Annotated in this window: 12 protein-coding genes; 7 read left to right on the plus strand and 5 right to left on the minus strand. The window is 44.5% G+C overall.

All coding sequences use genetic code 11. From position 1 onward, the window contains the following. Positions 1 to 17: 17 nt before the first annotated feature. The 4 genes from D0C36_RS15240 to D0C36_RS15255 form a co-directional block, all read right to left on the minus strand. Positions 18 to 3,338 carry a SusC/RagA family TonB-linked outer membrane protein gene (locus D0C36_RS15240; RefSeq protein WP_117392459.1) on the minus strand — a complete coding sequence of 1,107 codons (3,321 nt, stop codon included), beginning with the start codon at positions 3,336 to 3,338 and terminating at the stop codon, positions 18 to 20. A gap of 301 nt (positions 3,339 to 3,639) precedes the next feature. Then, positions 3,640 to 4,515, minus strand: a complete 876-nt coding sequence (locus D0C36_RS15245; protein ID WP_117392460.1) for a hypothetical protein — start codon at positions 4,513 to 4,515, stop codon at positions 3,640 to 3,642. 6 nt (positions 4,516 to 4,521) lie between these two features. Beyond that, entirely contained in the window at positions 4,522 to 5,769 is a 1,248-nt protein-coding gene (locus tag D0C36_RS15250; protein WP_117392461.1) for a YdcF family protein, read from the minus strand. A 127-nt stretch (positions 5,770 to 5,896) separates the two neighbouring features. Then, positions 5,897 to 6,373, minus strand: coding sequence for a hypothetical protein (locus D0C36_RS15255; RefSeq protein ID WP_117392462.1), 477 nt, complete (start codon positions 6,371 to 6,373; stop codon positions 5,897 to 5,899). Between the two features lie 324 nt (positions 6,374 to 6,697). Between D0C36_RS15255 and fumC the strand changes: the two genes are divergently transcribed. The 3 genes from fumC to D0C36_RS15270 all read left to right on the plus strand — a co-directional run bounded on the left by fumC (position 6,698) and on the right by D0C36_RS15270 (position 9,624). After that, positions 6,698 to 8,095, plus strand: coding sequence for a class II fumarate hydratase (fumC, locus tag D0C36_RS15260; protein ID WP_117392463.1), 1,398 nt, complete (start codon positions 6,698 to 6,700; stop codon positions 8,093 to 8,095). Between the two features lie 88 nt (positions 8,096 to 8,183). Beyond that, the gene (locus D0C36_RS15265; RefSeq protein ID WP_117392464.1) at positions 8,184 to 8,819 is read left to right on the plus strand and encodes a fumarate hydratase; all 636 of its coding nucleotides are present in this window, start codon (positions 8,184 to 8,186) and stop codon (positions 8,817 to 8,819) included. 7 nt (positions 8,820 to 8,826) lie between these two features. Further along, entirely contained in the window at positions 8,827 to 9,624 is a 798-nt protein-coding gene (locus D0C36_RS15270) for a S1/P1 nuclease (RefSeq protein ID WP_117392465.1), read from the plus strand. Positions 9,625 to 9,683: 59 nt separating this feature from the next. Here the strand turns inward: D0C36_RS15270 and D0C36_RS15275 are convergent, their stop codons facing one another. Continuing rightward, positions 9,684 to 11,738, minus strand: coding sequence for a M13 family metallopeptidase (locus tag D0C36_RS15275; RefSeq protein ID WP_117392466.1), 2,055 nt, complete (start codon positions 11,736 to 11,738; stop codon positions 9,684 to 9,686). A gap of 577 nt (positions 11,739 to 12,315) precedes the next feature. Here D0C36_RS15275 and D0C36_RS15280 point away from each other — a divergent pair. The 4 genes from D0C36_RS15280 (at position 12,316) to D0C36_RS15295 (ending at position 16,977) form a co-directional block, all read left to right on the plus strand. Next, positions 12,316 to 13,455 (plus strand): acyl-CoA dehydrogenase, encoded by a 1,140-nt coding sequence (locus D0C36_RS15280; RefSeq protein WP_117392467.1) that lies wholly within the window; start codon positions 12,316 to 12,318, stop codon positions 13,453 to 13,455. Between the two features lie 55 nt (positions 13,456 to 13,510). Beyond that, on the plus strand, positions 13,511 to 14,743 hold the full coding sequence (locus D0C36_RS15285) for a TlpA disulfide reductase family protein (protein ID WP_117392468.1): 1,233 nt from the start codon (positions 13,511 to 13,513) through the stop codon (positions 14,741 to 14,743). 145 nt (positions 14,744 to 14,888) lie between these two features. Then, positions 14,889 to 15,863: a lysylphosphatidylglycerol synthase domain-containing protein gene (locus D0C36_RS15290; RefSeq protein ID WP_117392469.1), complete on the plus strand. Its 975-nt coding sequence runs from the start codon at positions 14,889 to 14,891 to the stop codon at positions 15,861 to 15,863. Beyond that, positions 15,847 to 16,977 (plus strand): glycosyltransferase family 2 protein, encoded by a 1,131-nt coding sequence (locus D0C36_RS15295; RefSeq protein WP_117392470.1) that lies wholly within the window; start codon positions 15,847 to 15,849, stop codon positions 16,975 to 16,977. Before D0C36_RS15290 ends, D0C36_RS15295 begins: the two co-directional genes overlap by 17 nt. The last annotated feature ends 97 nt before the right edge of the window (positions 16,978 to 17,074 follow it).

Below are 17,074 nucleotides of genomic sequence, written 5' to 3' on the forward strand. Positions count from 1 at the left end.
TCGTTTAAAGTGGTCAATTAAAATGTAACCTTAACGCCCAGGTTGTATGAGCGAACAAGCGGGTAAACACCGTAATCTATACCAGGTGCAAGGTTTGTTGCCTGGGTGCTGTTAGAAGCACCACTGCTGTAGTTGTAATCAACCTCAGGGTTGTAACCTTTGTATTTTGTAATAGTAAAGGCGTTTACTACCGTAGCAAAAACTCTAAGGTTGTTAATACCCAGTTTGCTATCAACCGATTTTGGCAGCGAGTAACCCAACGTTAAGTTGTTACAACGCAGGAAAGAGCCATCTTGCAGATAGAAGGTTGATAAACGGGTACTGTTACTTTGCGTACCCGCGCGCGATGCGCGGTAAACGGTACCATTGCCTGGATTGGCTGCGTTGCGGTAACGATCAACCACGTTTGCGTACTGATTACCTGAGCCTTCCATATTGTACAGGTAGTAGTCCTGGCCATCAAGTATCTGGTTACCTTGCGAGCCGTTGAAACCTGCCGTAAAATCAAACTTTTTGTAGTTAAGATTAACCACAAAACCGTAGGTAAAATCAGGGTAAGGGTTACCAATAACGGTTTTATCAGCATCGTTCACAATACCATCACCGTTGGTGTCTTCAAAGTACAGGTCGCCAACGTGCAGTGGGTTTGATTGTGATGCAGAAGGTGCTACTTTGTTGATGTTATCGGCAGTTACTATACCGGCTACTTTAAAGCCGTAGAACATACCAACCGGCTGGCCCTGTTGGGTAATGTTGGTTAGGTATGAACGCTCGGCACCGTTAACGATAATGGTACTATTGCCGGCGAATTTAGTAACCATGTTGCGGTTGATAGAAATGTTACCGCTTAGGTTTAATGAGAAATCTTTGGTAGATATTACACGGCCATCAACCTGGAAATCAAACCCGGTATTACGGATCTGTGAGTTTGGCAGGTTGGTTAATATGCTGGTTGAACCAGATATAGCTGATATTGGCTGCGTGTACAAAACATCACGAGAGTAGCTTAAGTAGTAGTTAGCCAATAACGACAGGCGACCTTTAAACAAGGTTATATCGGTACCAAAGTTGTATTGCGAGGTAGATTCCCAGCTCAGTTTCTCATCGGCCATACCGTTTGAGTATGTGCCTGAAACTATGGTGCCACCGTTGCCAAACACAACACCCGTTGGGCTTGATAGTGTTTGAAGGTAACCGTTGTTAGGTATATTGAAGTTACCACTGCGGCCCCAGCTTGCGCGAAGTTTAACGGTTGATTGCTCGCCCAGGAAGTTATTGTAGAATGGCTCCTCAGACAATGTCCAGCCGGCTGATACCGAAGGGAAATAACCATATTTGTTTTGCGGCCCAAAACGTGACGAACCATCAGCACGGAAACTACCCATTAAGAAGTATTTGCCTGCATAGTTGTAGCTAACCCTTCCAAGGTATGATAACAAGGTGTAAGATGATTTACCTGTTGGTACGAGGCCGTTTGTGCCCAGGCCCTGGCCTAAGGCTAATGAATTGGTATATAACCTAAAAAACTCGTTACCTGCGCCTTTGCCGGTAATTTCAGGAACATTATCGTTCTGGAAACCTGTTGCAATTACGCTGACAATATCACTTACATTTTTTTGTGCGGTATAACCACCTAAAACATCCAGATGGTGTTTGCCGAATGATTTGTTGTAGTTAAGCGTAAGCTCGCCAAGTTGGTCGGTTACATCAGTGGTTTGTGCTGCTGCAGTTGCCGCCGCAATTGATTGCGGTGAGCCCGGAGGATTTGCACCGTTGCTTAAGCTGGTAGGCAGGTAATACTCGTATTTTTCGTTGTACTTGGTTGTACCCACGTTAACTTTAAATGTTAACTCCGGAAGTATCTTGTAGGCTGCGTTGGCGTTGATGAGTGTACGGTAACCTTTACGGCTAACTTTGGTACGCTCGGCCAGTGCAACAGGGTTTTCAATGCTCTGGAAACCATAAGCTGATGATTGTGCCGCTGCTGCGTTGGTAGCCAATGAACCATCCTCATTATACGCCGGGAAGAATGGCATGTAGATCAAAGCACCTAAGATAGGGCCGTGGTCAAAACGTCCTTCCTGCGTTTCGCGGTTGTAGTTTTGTGTGTAGGCCATGTTGGCGCCAACGTGGAGCTTTTTGCTGATATCGCCATCAATATTGCCTCTGAAGTTATAACGCTCCTGGCCCGATGCCGTAACAATACCAGGTTGGTTCTGGTAACCGCCGCTCATGTAATAATGCACATCTTTAGCACCGCCCGAGAATGAAAGGGTGTGGCGTTGATAAAGTGTATTACGATATAACTCATCCTGCCAATCGGTATTAACCGTTTGGTGTTTTAACGTTTGGGTTGGGAAGTCATAAAGATAATCAGGGATCTGCACACTACCTGCGTTACCAACATTGGCTACACGGGTTGTGTTATTGTCAGACATCATAGCATCGTTCCAGGTATGGCCTGTATTAACCCAAAGGTCATGGTAGGCATTGTTACGGCCGTCAATAACCAGCTGGGCAAATTCATCAGCGTTAAGCAGCTTTACTTTTTTGCCTAACTGGCTTATACCGGTTTGTACATCATACTCAAATTTGCCCTTACCCTCTTTACCGCGTTTGGTAGTTATGATCACCACACCGCCAGATGCTCTTGAACCGTAAATGGCAGCAGAAGCAGCATCTTTCAACACATCGATAGATTCAACATCTTCAGGGTTGATGTTCATGTCGGTAGTAGGGTAACCATCAATAACGTAAAGCGGATCTGAACTTGCCAGTAATGATCCTACGCCACGTACGCGGATCTTGGTGGTTTGGTATGGCGCGCCTGATATTTGCGATACCTGCACGCCTGCTACTTTACCAACCAGGGCCTGGCCTACAGTAGGTGCAACTGTGTTAAGTTCGCTTGCTTTAACGCTTGATATGGCGCCGGTAAGGTCGCTTTTGCGCATGGTTTGGTAACCAATGGCCACAACCTCGTTAAGCATATTGGCCGATGGCTTAAGCTTTACATTGATAGTATTGCCGGTATAAGTAACCTCTTGTGTAAGGTAACCCACAAAGCTGAACACTAAGGTTGCCCCTTTATCGGCATTGATAGAGAAATGGCCCTTAACGTCAGTACTGGTAGCAATATTTGTGTTTTTAATTTTTACGGTTACACCCGGTAATGGAAGGTCGGTTTCGTCTACAACCGTACCGGTGATGTTTTCGATAGCAGCTGTGCTGGCAGCGCTTTTTCCGGCAAAGGCCGGGATAGCAAACACCAATAGCATAACTAATGTTATACCCTTGAATGCCTGCTTCAAAAGATTGACATTAATCTTTTTTTGCATACATTTAAATGTTAATTGTTAAAACGACTTATGGTATGAGTTAATTGACAAGCGATCACTTGAACCGGACAATTGTTGGCGCAACTCCGGTTTTTGTGTTTTTATGCCTGTATATAAATGCGAAGCGGAAACAGTGTTACATAGGCAAAATGTTTAACGATTTTTGAACGTGTTGTGGGTAGTACGTTAATTAAACAGCAAACATCAGGGGTTGCATTTGCTATAATGGCAACAAAGCTATCGCCGCTGTCTTAAGAAAACAGTGCTCGCAGATTAACTTTTTGTTAAGACTTTTGAAAGTTTACCACTGTGTGTTGGTAACGTTAACATTGTTTTTGCGCGATGAAGTTACCGCAATGCCCTTACTATCATTGATAAAAGTGAAGCCTTCCAGTTCATCCATGCGGCTGTTGATATCCACCTGTTTAATTACCTGCATGGTACCGGCATCAACAGATTTTTTAAAGTCAACATAAGTAAAGCGCCATTTGCGGCCTTCTATCTGGTTTTGGATCAGGATAAGGATTCCTTTTTTTGCCACCCAATGCACGTTTTGCACCCAGGGCGTACAGGTAAATTTTTTGAAGAGCACACCAGGTTCAGAAGTTTTGCTGCAATGCGCCAGTTTCTCAGGATCGTATAAACGCACCTCGTTGCCTTTATCGCCATAGTCGGCAGTGGCTACATACCATTTGTTATTGTATTTAACATACTCGGGGCGGGTGCCCTGTATGCAGGCATCGTCGTCAATAGTGCTGATGAGGTTACCATCAAGCGTACCTGTTCTTTGCAGCCCGGGCCAGTTTACCTGGTAAATAACGGCCTTCCACTGCGTGCCTTCTTTGTTGAGGCGGATGGAGTTACCTATAAAAACTTTATCGCTGCCATTGTAAGCAATGCCGGTTGGGTGGCCTATCACATCCTGGCCATTTTGGGTAAGCTTATATTCTTTGTTGATGTAAACCAGACTGTCCTGTTCCCACTTAAACTCGCGGATCATGCCCACTTCGCGGTCGCCGTATAAAAAGATGCGCCCGTTTTGGTTTGATGCACCCTGGCAAGCCCCTAAAGAGTCTACAGTGGTTTCACGTAACAGTGTGGTCTCAATATCTCTTGCAACAAAGGCGGTTGATAGCCCTGCGATAAGCAGTGCGGCGGCAGCGAGTGTGGTTTTCATATCTTCTTATGGATCCATCGGCTCGTCGGCATCTATCTGCAGCGAGCTGATGAGCGGGTAAAATTCAAGCGAGGTTTCAGATAAGCGTTTGCCCAGTTTGTAGGGTACATACTTAAGCTCCTGCATGCAGCGCTTATCCATTTTTTCAATAAAGTCGTTCTGGTACTTGTCGGTAACTATCAGTCCCGGTTTTTCAAACGGCATACCGTAGCGAAAAACCAGCCTTGCATCGTTACGCAGGTTGGTGGTAGTATGGCGGGCATGCGGCTCAATAATAACCGCATTAGTAGGCAGGTGCAGGGTGTTGATCATGAACTTGCGCATCTCAACGGCCTCGTTATTTGGTGTTTTAAACGGATGCGCATTACCGCCTGATACAACCACAAAAGGCGCTTTGCCTGCAAAGTAAGCACGGGCAGCACTGCGGCAACGCAGCATACCTTCGCCGCTTAGCGGGGTGCTGAGGTTATCGGGGCCTGCCCCCGGCACCAGTATGTGGCTGTACGGATAGTTAGCCCATTTTACAGTTTTAATTTTTAAAACGGCCGGTTTATTTGCGCCATCGGCCATTGGCTCGTAAAAGCCGGCGTTGTTGCGTTCATTAATTTCAAGGTAGGTGAGGGCTGCATGTAATGGTGCTGCGAAGAAACCATCGGCAGGTTTAACTGCGTCGTTAACCTCGGTAGCGGCATCATACATTAAAGTATAGTAGGCCTTTTTATGTACATCAAAGCTAATAGAATCAATCTGCGGATAATTTGGCTTTTTACCCTCAGCGTAAACCCCGATGGTGAAGTTCACTGCCGATGCATCTTGTTGCCAGGCCTTTACCAGTAATTTCTCCGGCGACTCATCTTTATATAGATTATAACATCCCGAAGGAATTAAATGCAGCTTTACCAATTTATCCAGCGCATTGCCTGTTTTGTACAAAGCAGCCAGTCGGCGGCTCACCAGGTCAATATCCTCATCGCTAAATTTTAGTGCGGAGGGCAGGCATAAACCATCGGTACAGGTTTTCATGGCGTTTTGCAGTGCGGCAAGTTTGGCTTTTGAAAGGGCTGTCAGTTCTGTATCGGCATTTAACAGGGCTTTGGCTTGCTTATCATTCTGCAGCAAGGTTAACAGGTAGTAGTTCTTTGATTCTACCCAATGGTTTCCAACCAATTTGTAAGACGCAGAAGCACCGTAGAACTGTGCTTTGGCATTAAAGCTTAATACAACTATCGATACAAATAGTATAAGTTTTTTCACGTGCAGATGAATTGGGGCAAATTAACGCTGCCCTGGTTAAGGAAATGTTATGGCTGAATTACCATGCTATTGTGTAATACAGTTGTTACGGTTTAGGGGAACCGCTCAAAAAAATATAGGGGATATTTTATATAAACTTACCTAAAAGGAAGCCAATAATAAGCGCTACTATCGCCGCAGCCCAGCTCAGGTATAGTTTCAATTGCGACTGGCTGATGGTTTTCTCCAGATCGCGAATGCGCGATTCGTTAGATAACTTGAGGTTTTGCAAGCGCATGTTCTGCTGCTGCAGTTTGGCCAGTGTGCCGCCCACTTCAACCGGTTTTTGCTGCTCCTTATTGTAAAGCGCAACAAACCCGCCCGATTTTAAGAGCTTTTCTCCTTTGGGTTTCAGGATCAATTTCTGAGGGATATCGTATGGCCCATGCTCGCCGGTTACTTTTATAAGGCCTTCGCGAAGCAAGATCTGGATCATGGCAAAAGCCGCGGCCTCGTCACCATCAAACAGTATCATCACCTGGTCGCGCGTAAGGCTGTCTGGAACACCGAAGGCTTCCAGCAGCGCATCAAGCATCTCGCACTCAAATTCGTTCAGATCAGTCATCGCTTACAAATTTCGCAATATTTCTGGATTGATAGGTATAATATTAATCCACATGCCATTGCGCGATCCCATTACGTCATTGCGAGGAGCGTCAGCGACGTGGACAACCGACCGCAGGGAGCTCATTAATACCTTAAACAAATATTAACACATTAATAATCCCCTGCTTGCAGAGCCGCCCTGTAGGTTGGGGATTGCCACGCTATCGCTCGCAATGACGTGACGAGTAAGGACACGGCCCCTCTTTAACAAAAAGATTACCCGTAACCTTTAGCATCATCAGCATAAAAAACTAAATTTGCTGCCCTAAAACATACTATCATTATGAGTTTCAGAACCGAACATGATACCATGGGCGCGGTACAGGTACCGGCCGACAAATACTGGGGCGCGCAAACCGAGCGCTCACGCAATAACTTTAGAATTGGCCCCGAGGCATCGATGCCGAAAGAGATCATCGAAGCTTTTGCTTACCTGAAAAAAGCAGCTGCCTACACCAATACCGATCTTGGCGTTCTGCCTGCCGAAAAACGCGACCTGATTGGCCAGGTGTGTGACGAGATTTTAACCGGTGCTTTAGACGCTGAGTTTCCGTTGGTGATATGGCAAACCGGTTCGGGCACGCAATCAAACATGAACGTGAACGAGGTGGTTGCAAACCGCTCGCACGTTTTACAAGGCAACAAACTGGGCGAAGGTAAAACCTTTATCCACCCAAACGATGACGTGAATAAATCACAATCGTCAAACGATACTTACCCAACTGCTATGCACATTGCTGCATACAAGATACTGATAGACGTTACCATCCCGGGCGTTGAAAAACTGCGCGATACCCTGCAGGCGAAGTCTGAAGCGTTTAAAAGCGTGGTTAAGATAGGCCGTACCCACTTAATGGATGCTACGCCTTTAACATTAGGCCAGGAGTTTTCAGGCTACGTTTCGCAACTGAACCATGGCCTTAAAGCCCTGCGCAATACTTTAGATCACCTTAGCGAGTTGGCCTTGGGGGGTACTGCAGTTGGTACCGGTATCAATACTCCTAAAGGTTATGATGTTAAGGTTGCCGAGTACATTGCCAAATTCACTAACCTGCCATTTATTACTGCCGAGAATAAATTTGAAGCATTAGCAGCGCATGATGCCATTGTGGAAAGCCACGGTGCGTTGAAACAAATTGCAGTATCGTTAATGAAAATTGCTAACGATATCCGCATGCTGGCTTCTGGTCCGCGTTCTGGTATCGGCGAGATCCATATTCCTGATAACGAGCCGGGCTCATCAATTATGCCGGGCAAAGTTAACCCAACCCAAAACGAGGCCGTAACCATGGTTGCAGCACAGGTTATGGGTAACGATGTGGCTATCTCTATCGGTGGCTCAAACGGCCATTACGAGTTGAATGTATTTAAACCGGTAATGGCAGCAAACTTCCTGCAATCGGCCCGTTTAATTGGGGATGCATGTGTATCGTTCACCGATCATTGTGCTGCAGGCATTGAGCCGAACTACGAAGGTATTAAGAAACACCTGGAGAACTCACTGATGCTGGTTACAGCGCTTAACCCGCACATTGGTTATGATAACGCGGCTAAAATTGCCAAAACTGCACTTAAAGAAGGTACATCACTACGCGAGGCTGCTATTGGCCTTGGTTTGCTAACCAACGAGCAGTTTGACCAATGGGTACGCCCCGAAGATATGATCGGTAGCTTGAAATAAGTCGCCCCCCTGCCCCCTGAAGGGGGAGTAGAATTTTTAGCCTCTTCCCCCTTTGTGGAAGAGGCTTTTGAATTATCAGATACGGTTTATGAAAAACCCTTTCGCCTTTTATCTTACAGCTTTAACCTTTATAAAGAATATCATGGTGAGCCAGTGGAACCATTGCGGGCAGGGCCAACGCGCTACCCTTCGACAAACACAGGGTGACAGGCCGTTCGTTCGCACTTTAAAACCTTTCGCCTTTTACCTTTTAGCTTTTACCTTACTAACAACCGGCTGCCGGTTTAACCCTAATACCCAAACACCAGGGCAGGCGTATCTGCAGGGCGAGTGGAGGCAGGATAGTGTAACAATGCAGCAACAGTTGGTTAATTATTCTTTATATAACCTTAAGTTTAACTGCGATTCGTTTTTTGTGCAGATAAAAACCTTTAGTAAAGTTAACGCCGGCGCTGATAGTTGTACTAAAAGTGGCCGCTGGGCCGAATACGCCAAAGGTGTTTATGAGCAAAAGAACGATACGCTGCATATACGTGGCATATTCTGCAACCCCGATATGAGCTATAAAGTGCCGGGCGGCTGCCTGCGAAGCGGTGTATATGAAGAATATTTTAAAGTGAAAGTAAAAGCAGATTCGATAGTAGAGCTGAACCCAACATCGGGCGTAGTGCCTATTGATCTGAAACTAATAAAAAGAACAACTTGTAATCCAAAACCACTGTAATAAACAGATGAAACTTAATTTAGTAAAACGTATCGTATTAGGTTTAGCTATTATGTACCTGCCATTGCAAAGCATGGCATGGGGTACCAATGGCCACCGTATTTGCGGGCAAATTGCCGATAGTTATTTAACTCCTAAAGCCCGCAAGGCTATACAGGCTATTCTTGGTGATGAGTCTATTGCCATCACCAGCAATTGGGCCGATTTTATCAAGTCAGACCCTAAATATAATTACCTGTACAACTGGCATTTCATCAACATGGAAAAAGAAATGACCGGTTCTGAATTACAGGAGCACCTTAAAAATGATACCACTACTGATGCTTACACCAAGCTGAATTACCTGGTAGCCGAACTGAAGAAGAAAAACATCAGCAAAGCTGATAAATTGCTCGCTCTGCGGATGGTGATCCATATTGTTGAAGATATACATCAGCCTATGCACACCGGCCACTTTGCCGATAAAGGCGGTAATGATATTAAACTTACCTGGTTTAATAACCAAACCAACCTGCACTCTATTTGGGATAGCCAACTGATAGATTTTCAGCAACTGAGCTTTACCGAGTACGTTGCATGGATAAACCATACCACACTTCCGCAACGTACCGAGTGGCAAAAAGCGCCGATAAGCGAGTGGATATTAGAATCGAACCATTTGGCGGCTAAGATCTATGCCGGCGTTAAAGATGGCGACAAAGTGAACGTTTACCGTTACAACTTTGAGTACATCGGTATCATGAATCAACAATTGCTTAAAGGCGGCGTAAGGCTGGCCGGGTTGCTTAATCAGATCTTCGGATAACATTAAAATATTTATCAATAAAAAAGGAGAGCTGAAAAGCTCTCCTTTTTTATTGGGTGCTACCAGATCTTCACCCGTTTATCAGGGTCTATCCACATCTTGTCGCCTTTCTTTATCCCAAAGGCTTCATAGAATTCCGGCACATCGCTGAACGGCCCGTTCACACGCAGGAAGTTTGGAGAATGTACATCGGTAAGTATTTGGTTTGATAAAGTCTCTTTGCGGCTATGGCCCAACCAACCCAGGGCGTAACCCATAAAGTAACGTTGCACCGGTGTTAAGCCGTTAATGGTTTTACCTTCTTTATATTGTTTGGTTTTTTTGAAAGCATCCAAACCAATTACAATACCGCCAAGGTCGGCAATGTTTTCGCCGAGTGTTGCCTTGCCGTTAACGTACAGGTCGTTCACTTTGTAGCCGTTAAATTGTTTAACCAGCATATCTGCACGACTGGTAAATTTAGCCGAGTCCTGCGGTGTCCACCATGGTTTCAGGTTGCCTTTTTCATCAAACTGGCGGCCTTCATCGTCAAAGCCGTGGGTTATCTCGTGGCCAATGGTTGATGCTGCACCGTAACCATAAACTACAGCATCGTCAATCTTTTCATCGGCAGTGCCCGGTACGGTGAAAATGGCGGCAGGCAGTACGATCTCGTTATTTGATGGATTATAATACGCGTTGTAGGTTTGTGGTGTCATGCCCCATTCGGTACGATCAACCGGTTTGCCCAGCTTGCCTGCGTTAAACTTACGGTCGAATTTAGCGCTGTTCATGATGTTCTGCACGTATTTCTGCTTATCAATGTCAAGGCCCGAGTAATCTCTCCAGTGATCGGGGTAACCAACTTTCGGATAAACCTTTGCCAACTTCTCATAAGCGCGTTTCTTGGTGGCGGCACTCATCCAATCCAGTTTATCAATATGCTCCTTAAAGGATGTGCGCACGGCTTCCACCATATCCTCGTAGCGCTTTTTGGTTTTCTCGGGGAAGTATTCTTTCACAAATATTTGCCCCAATACTTCGCCCATTACGTTTTCTTCAATGTCCAGCACACGTTTCCAACGCGGCAGTTGTTCTTTTTTGCCGGATATCACGGTACCATAAAAACGGAAATTCTCATCAGCCACCGCCTTATTTAAATACGGACTAAACTCTGATAGCAGGTTCTTGCGCAGATAGTTTTTCCAGTCATCCAGGCTGAATTTAGTAAGTGCCGTATTCACCGCGCGCAAATATTCCGGCTGCCCAACAATAACCGAATCTACTTTCTCGTAGTATGCCTTATCAAAAGTGGCTTTCCAATCAACCAATGGCGACAGCTTGCTTAAACCCGCCAGCGGCATTTTATTATAGTTCTTGTACGGGTCGCGCAGGTTCTCTAAAGTCCTTGAGCTATCGGCCAGGAATTTTTCAAGCGTATAGGTTTGCTGAGCCGCTTTTTTGGCTGCATCATCATTGTTTCCTAAAAATTTGAACAGGGCGGGCAAGTGTTTCTGTTGGTAGTCGTTACGTACAGCGACGGTGTGCTCGTCATTCTTAAAATAATAATCGCGGTTAGGCAGGCCAATACCGGTTTGGTAAAGCTGCAGCATTATTTTTTCACTGTTGCGTTCGTCCTGCCCGGCGTAGGCACCAATAGGGGTAGTAACGCCAATGGTAAGCAGGTTGGCAAACTCATCAACCAATGATCTGGTATCGTGGATGGCATCTATCTTCGCCAGTTCTTCTTTCAGTGGAGACAAACCCAGCTTTTCGATATTAATGGTATCCATACCGCTGTAATAGAAATCGCCGATCTTTTGCGTATTACTGCCTTTTGCAGCGTTGGCTTTCATGGCATCTTCGTTTATTTTCAGCATTTTGTTGCGAAGATCTTCCTGCACCAGATTAAATATGCTCCATGCCGAGTAGGCCGCCGGGATAGGATGTTTCTTTAGCCAGCCACCGTTTGCATACTTAAAAAAGTCGTCGCCGGGCTTTGCGCTTTTATCAATGTTATTGATCAGCACATCATTTTCTTCGTAAACTTTATTTTGATCGGTGCAGGCGCTGAGGAGTATGCTGCTTATGGCAACCCCGGTTATTAGCCTTAGTGTGTTCAATTTTATGGTCATATTGCTGTTTTGTATTAAAATGGGTACAACAACTGTATGGAAAAACAGATAGGTACTGATAAATATACACCTATTTTTATCATAATATGACTCAAAACGCCGTCCCGACAAATAGTTTCAACTTTTTTAAGAGATTGAAAAGCGCGTGATTTTACGCTGTTTTTAAAATTTGGCTTTTTGTGTTTAAACAGTTAAAAAGGCCTTAATCTGTTCTTTTTCAGTCATAAGCAAATGTATTATCCATTTTGTTCAACCTTTTACCCCTTTTAGGAATATCAATTACGATATAGCTCTACTGTTATTGGCATGCTGGTTTGCCGTTTATGGCTTGGTGTTTGTTAAAAGATAAACGGTCCTGCATACATCTTTGAAAAAATATTTCATCTACCTATGAAAATTTCTTTGAGTTGAAGGGCTTTATTTTGAATTCTCAGGCGCCCAAGTTGAGATGAATATGTTCTTTTATTTTGGGTTTAATCAATAGTTTAAATTAATTAGGGGAAAAGGGAGCTTCAAAAGAGCTCTCTTTTTTTGTTTGCACCTTTTTGCTATGCATGCATAATACTATATTTACAATATGCATTTCGAACTATCAGAAGAACAGAAAATGATACGCCAGGCGGCGCGTGATTTTGCACAGACCGAACTTAAGCCCGGCGTTATTGAGCGCGACGAACACCAGAAGTTTCCGGCAGAACAAATAAAGAAACTGGGCGAGCTTGGTTTTATGGGAATGATGGTATCTCCAGAATACGGCGGCAGCGGTATGGATGCGATTTCCTACTCGCTGGTAATGGAAGAGCTATCTAAGGTTGATGCATCTGCATCGGTTGTGGTATCGGTTAATAACTCGCTGGTATGCTACGGACTGGAAAAATATGGTAACGAAGAACAGAAGCAGAAATACCTGATACCATTGGCCACCGGCGAAGTAATAGGCGCTTTTTGCCTCAGCGAACCCGAGGCCGGTTCTGATGCAACATCGCAACGCACTACGGCTATTGATATGGGCGACCACTACCTGCTTAATGGTACAAAGAATTGGATCACCAATGGTAGCACGGCATCTACCTATATAGTAATGGCCCAAACGGATGCCAGCAAGAAACACCATGGCATTAACGCCCTCATAGTGGAGAAGGGCATGGAAGGCTTTACTATTGGCCCCAAAGAAAATAAGATGGGCATCCGCGGATCTGATACGCACTCGCTGATGTTTACCGATGTTAAAGTGCCAAAAGCTAACCGCATAGGCGAGGAAGGTTTCGGTTTCAAATTCGCGATGGCCACGCTGGAAGGTGGCAGGATTGGGATAGCATCGCAGGCATTGGGTATTGCAGCCGGCGCTTATGAGCTATCGGTACAATACGCAAAAGAACGCCAGGCATTTGGTAAAACACTGGCCGATCTGCAAGCCATCCAATTTAAACTGGCCGATATGGCTACCGAGATTGACGCCGCCCGTTTGCTTTGCCATCGTGCAGCTTGGTTGAAAGATAACGGCCAGCTTTACGCACAAGCGGCATCAATGGCAAAATTATTTGCTTCAGAAACGGCAATGCGCACTACGGTAGAGGCTGTGCAGATCCACGGTGGCTACGGTTACGTAAAAGAATACCACGTTGAACGATTGATGCGCGATGCCAAGATCACCCAGATCTACGAGGGCACTTCAGAAATTCAGCGCATTGTAATATCGCGCGGGGTATTAAAGTAATTTCGGCGATTTTACTACTTTTGTAAAGTCTACTAATTTTATAGACTTTATCAAGATGTTCAAAAAGATATTAAGCAGCGCGGTATTTGTTGCCGCGCTTTTTCAGATAAGCGCTGCACAAACCAAACTACAGACCGGTACATGGAGAGGTGTTTTAAAAACCGCATCGGCCAACGAGATCCCTTTCAATTTTGATGTCACCACAGCAGGCGGCAAGCAAGAGCTATATATTATAAACAGTACCGAGCGTTTTAAAGTGACAGATGTTACTGCAAAAGGCGATTCGGTATTTATAAAAATGCCTTTGTTTGATTCGGAGTTTAAGCTAAAGCAGAATGGCAAGCAATTAGCGGGGCAATACATTAAGCACCTTGCGGATAAAGATGTGCCGATGGAGTTTACCGCTACACCGGCACAGAAATGGCGTTTCTTTGAAAAGCCTGCCAAAGCGGATAAAAACGTTGAAGGTCGCTGGTCGGCCATAATGGGAGAGGGCGATGGCCGCGATACCACTGTTGGGGAGTTTAAGCAAGCGGGACAAAAAGTAACCGGCACTTTCCTGACCACTACCGGAGACTACCGTTTTCTGGAAGGTACTGTGAACGGTGATAGCCTTTACCTGTCTTGTTTTGATGGTGGGCATGCCTTTTTATTCACCGCTAAAGTTGCGGATAACAACACGATCACCGATGGCAAATTCTACTCAGGACTAACCGGTAAATCCGTGTGGACTGCGGTTAGGGACGAAAATGCAAAACTGCCGGATGCTTATTCTTTAGCCGCACTAAAACCCGGTTATAAAAAGATCGACTTTACTTTTAAAGATCTCAACGGCAAACCGGTATCGCTAAGCGATGATAGGTTCAAGAATAAAGTAGTTATCCTGCAGGTGATGGGTTCATGGTGCCCTAACTGTATGGATGAGACAGCTTATATGGTTAATTACTATAAAAAATACCAGAAACGTGGTGTAGAGGTAGTTGGCCTGGCTTATGAACGCACTACTGATTTTGCCAAATCGCAACGTGCGGTTACGCAGATCAAGAACCGTTTTGATGTTCAGTATCCGTTATTAATAACCGGCTACACCAGTAATAAGGTAGAAACTGCCAAAAGCCTGCCTGCGTTAACCAAAGTAGTAGGTTTTCCAACTACTATCATCATTGATAAAAAGGGCGATGTGCGTAAGATCCACACAGGCTTTAACGGCCCGGGCACCGGCGAACACTATACCGAGTTTATTACCGAATTTGAGAAGCTTACTGATGATCTGCTTGCTGAGAAGTAAGCAGATTTTCATCAAAACAAATACCCTATAGGGTTGTAGTAGGTATCAACTTATTACATTGTTACGCATTTAACGCCGGGTTAAATAAATTACAATTTACCCGTGCTGCAAGGTGCTTTTTGTAACATTGTACAAATATTGATACTTGACCGCTTCTGCCAAAAAGATACTCTCGTACCTGCTTAAAGCATCCATACTTGTTTTAACGGTTCTGTTCGTCTACAATAAACTGCTTACCAAAAATGATAGTTTGCAGCAGTTTAAGCAATTAACTTCGGCCATAGGCCACAACCAGGTTATTTATACCATGGTTGTAGTTGTGCTGCTAATGGTGGTTAACTGGTTGCTTGAGAGTTTTAAATGGCAGTATCTGGCCAAAAAACTAACACCCATTTCTATATGGCAAGCTGTTGAGGCCGTTTTTTGCGGATTAAGCTGGGCCATTTTTACACCAAACCGTATAGGTGAGTATGGCGGTCGTGTGATGTTTTTGCCTAACCGCAAACGTATCCACGGGATATTTGCCATGGCTGTTGGCGCCTTTGCGCAAAATGTGATCACTAACCTGGTTGGTATCCTGGCCACACTTTGGTTCATTTGGAATTTTTTGAATTGGAATATCTGGCTATTTACAGGCGTAGCAGTTTTATCTATTGCTTTTTTAACACTGTTCCTGATGTTGTACTTCAATATCAGCACATTGGTAAGTTGGTTGGATAAAATAAGTTTCCTGAAAAAATTCCGCCGGTTTTTTGATATCATGGGGCGATATGATAAACGCGAATTGTTTACTGTGTTTGGTTATAGCCTGGCTCGTTTTTTTGTATTCTCGTTCCAGTATTATTTGGTTATTAACCTGCTGTTGCCAGGGCTGCCATTCTTCAGCATGATCATGACGGTATTAGTGTTCATCTTCATCCAGTCGGCTATGCCATCGCTGGACCTTTTAGATATCGGCGTGCGTAGTTTTACGGCTATGCACTTATTTTTGTATATAACCAATCAGCAAATCGCTATTATTGCAGCGGTATCATCTATCTGGCTTATCAACCTGATCATACCTGCCATTATCGGTTCTGTATTTGTATTTAAATTAAGATTCTTTGATCGTACTGCATAGTTCTGTTTCTTTATTGCTCACGGGTTTGTATCTGTTTGTGGTTGCTTATCTAATAAAAGGATGGGCGGCACTAAAACGCAGTAAGCTTGATGGAGCCCCGCTTGTTACCCGTATAACTATATTGATCGCCGCCCGTAACGAAGCTGAGCGTATCCATCTTACCATTGAAGATATCCTGGCTCAGGATTATCCAAAACATCTTACAGAGATCATCATTGTAGATGATCACTCTACTGATGATACGGCCAACATCATCCGCAGCTATGCCGACCGTGGAGTAAAGTTGCTGCAGTTAAACGAGGATAAACCCCTTAACTCCTACAAAAAGAAAGCTATTGCCGAAGCGATAGCCAGCTCAACCGGCGAGCTGATGGTTTGTACCGATGCAGATTGCCGCATGGGCAGTAAATGGCTATCAACAATTGTTTCATACTTTGAGATTAAAAAGCCGGTAATGATCTCATCGCCGGTAACTTATTTTGAAGAGACCTCATTGTTTGAGCGTTTGCAAACTTTAGAGTTTGGTTACCTTATTGGCATTGGTGCTGCATTTATTGGTAACGGTCGTGCATCAACCTGCAACGGGGCCAATTTTGCTTACCGTAAGGATGTGTTTTATGAAGTTGGCGGTTTTAAAGGTATTGACGACCTGGCATCAGGCGATGATGAATTGCTGTTGCAAAAGGTAGCCGAAGTTTACCCCCACCAAATAGGATTTTTAAAGGAACGCGATGCTGTGGTTTATACCCATGCCAAACATACCCTGAAAGAGTTTTTGCAGCAAAGGCGCAGGTGGGCTTCAAAATCTACCCGTTATAAGGATAAGAAAGTTGTTGCCCTGGCAGTTTGTATCTGGTTGTTTAACCTATCGTTATTGGTTAACGCGGCAATGAGTTTTTATAACTTAAATTATCTGCTGCTATTTTTGGTACAGTTTCTTTTAAAATATTTGATAGAGGCAGCCTTCTTGTTGCCTATCACATCATTCTTTAAGCGCCCGGGGCTGGTTTCACTACTCATCATTTTGGGGCCTATTCATATCCTGTACTTTGTGTACGTAGGTTTAATGGGTAACACCCGCCGCTATGCCTGGAAGGGTAGGGTGGTTAGATAAATGTCTAAACAACCGTTGTTAGCAGTATTTTAAAAAAACCGCATTTTTGACTTTCTAAAATATATTATTTGTCTATTTTAGACAGGGTATTACCAAA

It is taken from the genome of Mucilaginibacter conchicola, assembly GCF_003432115.1.
GTDB classification, from domain to species: Bacteria; Bacteroidota; Bacteroidia; order Sphingobacteriales; family Sphingobacteriaceae; genus Mucilaginibacter; species Mucilaginibacter conchicola.

Bases quoted from the DNA above. Each gene is read 5' to 3' on its own strand.
- D0C36_RS15240 (WP_117392459.1), bottom strand. From the start codon at position 3,338: ATGCAAAAAAAGATTAATGTCAATCTTTTGAAGCAGGCATTCAAGGGT.
- D0C36_RS15245 (WP_117392460.1), bottom strand. From the start codon at position 4,515: ATGAAAACCACACTCGCTGCCGCCGCACTGCTTATCGCAGGGCTATCA.
- D0C36_RS15255 (WP_117392462.1), bottom strand. From the start codon at position 6,373: ATGACTGATCTGAACGAATTTGAGTGCGAGATGCTTGATGCGCTGCTG.
- fumC (WP_117392463.1), top strand. From the start codon at position 6,698: ATGAGTTTCAGAACCGAACATGATACCATGGGCGCGGTACAGGTACCG.
- D0C36_RS15265 (WP_117392464.1), top strand. From the start codon at position 8,184: ATGAAAAACCCTTTCGCCTTTTATCTTACAGCTTTAACCTTTATAAAG.
- D0C36_RS15270 (WP_117392465.1), top strand. From the start codon at position 8,827: ATGAAACTTAATTTAGTAAAACGTATCGTATTAGGTTTAGCTATTATG.
- D0C36_RS15275 (WP_117392466.1), bottom strand. From the start codon at position 11,738: ATGACCATAAAATTGAACACACTAAGGCTAATAACCGGGGTTGCCATA.
- D0C36_RS15280 (WP_117392467.1), top strand. From the start codon at position 12,316: ATGCATTTCGAACTATCAGAAGAACAGAAAATGATACGCCAGGCGGCG.
- D0C36_RS15285 (WP_117392468.1), top strand. From the start codon at position 13,511: ATGTTCAAAAAGATATTAAGCAGCGCGGTATTTGTTGCCGCGCTTTTT.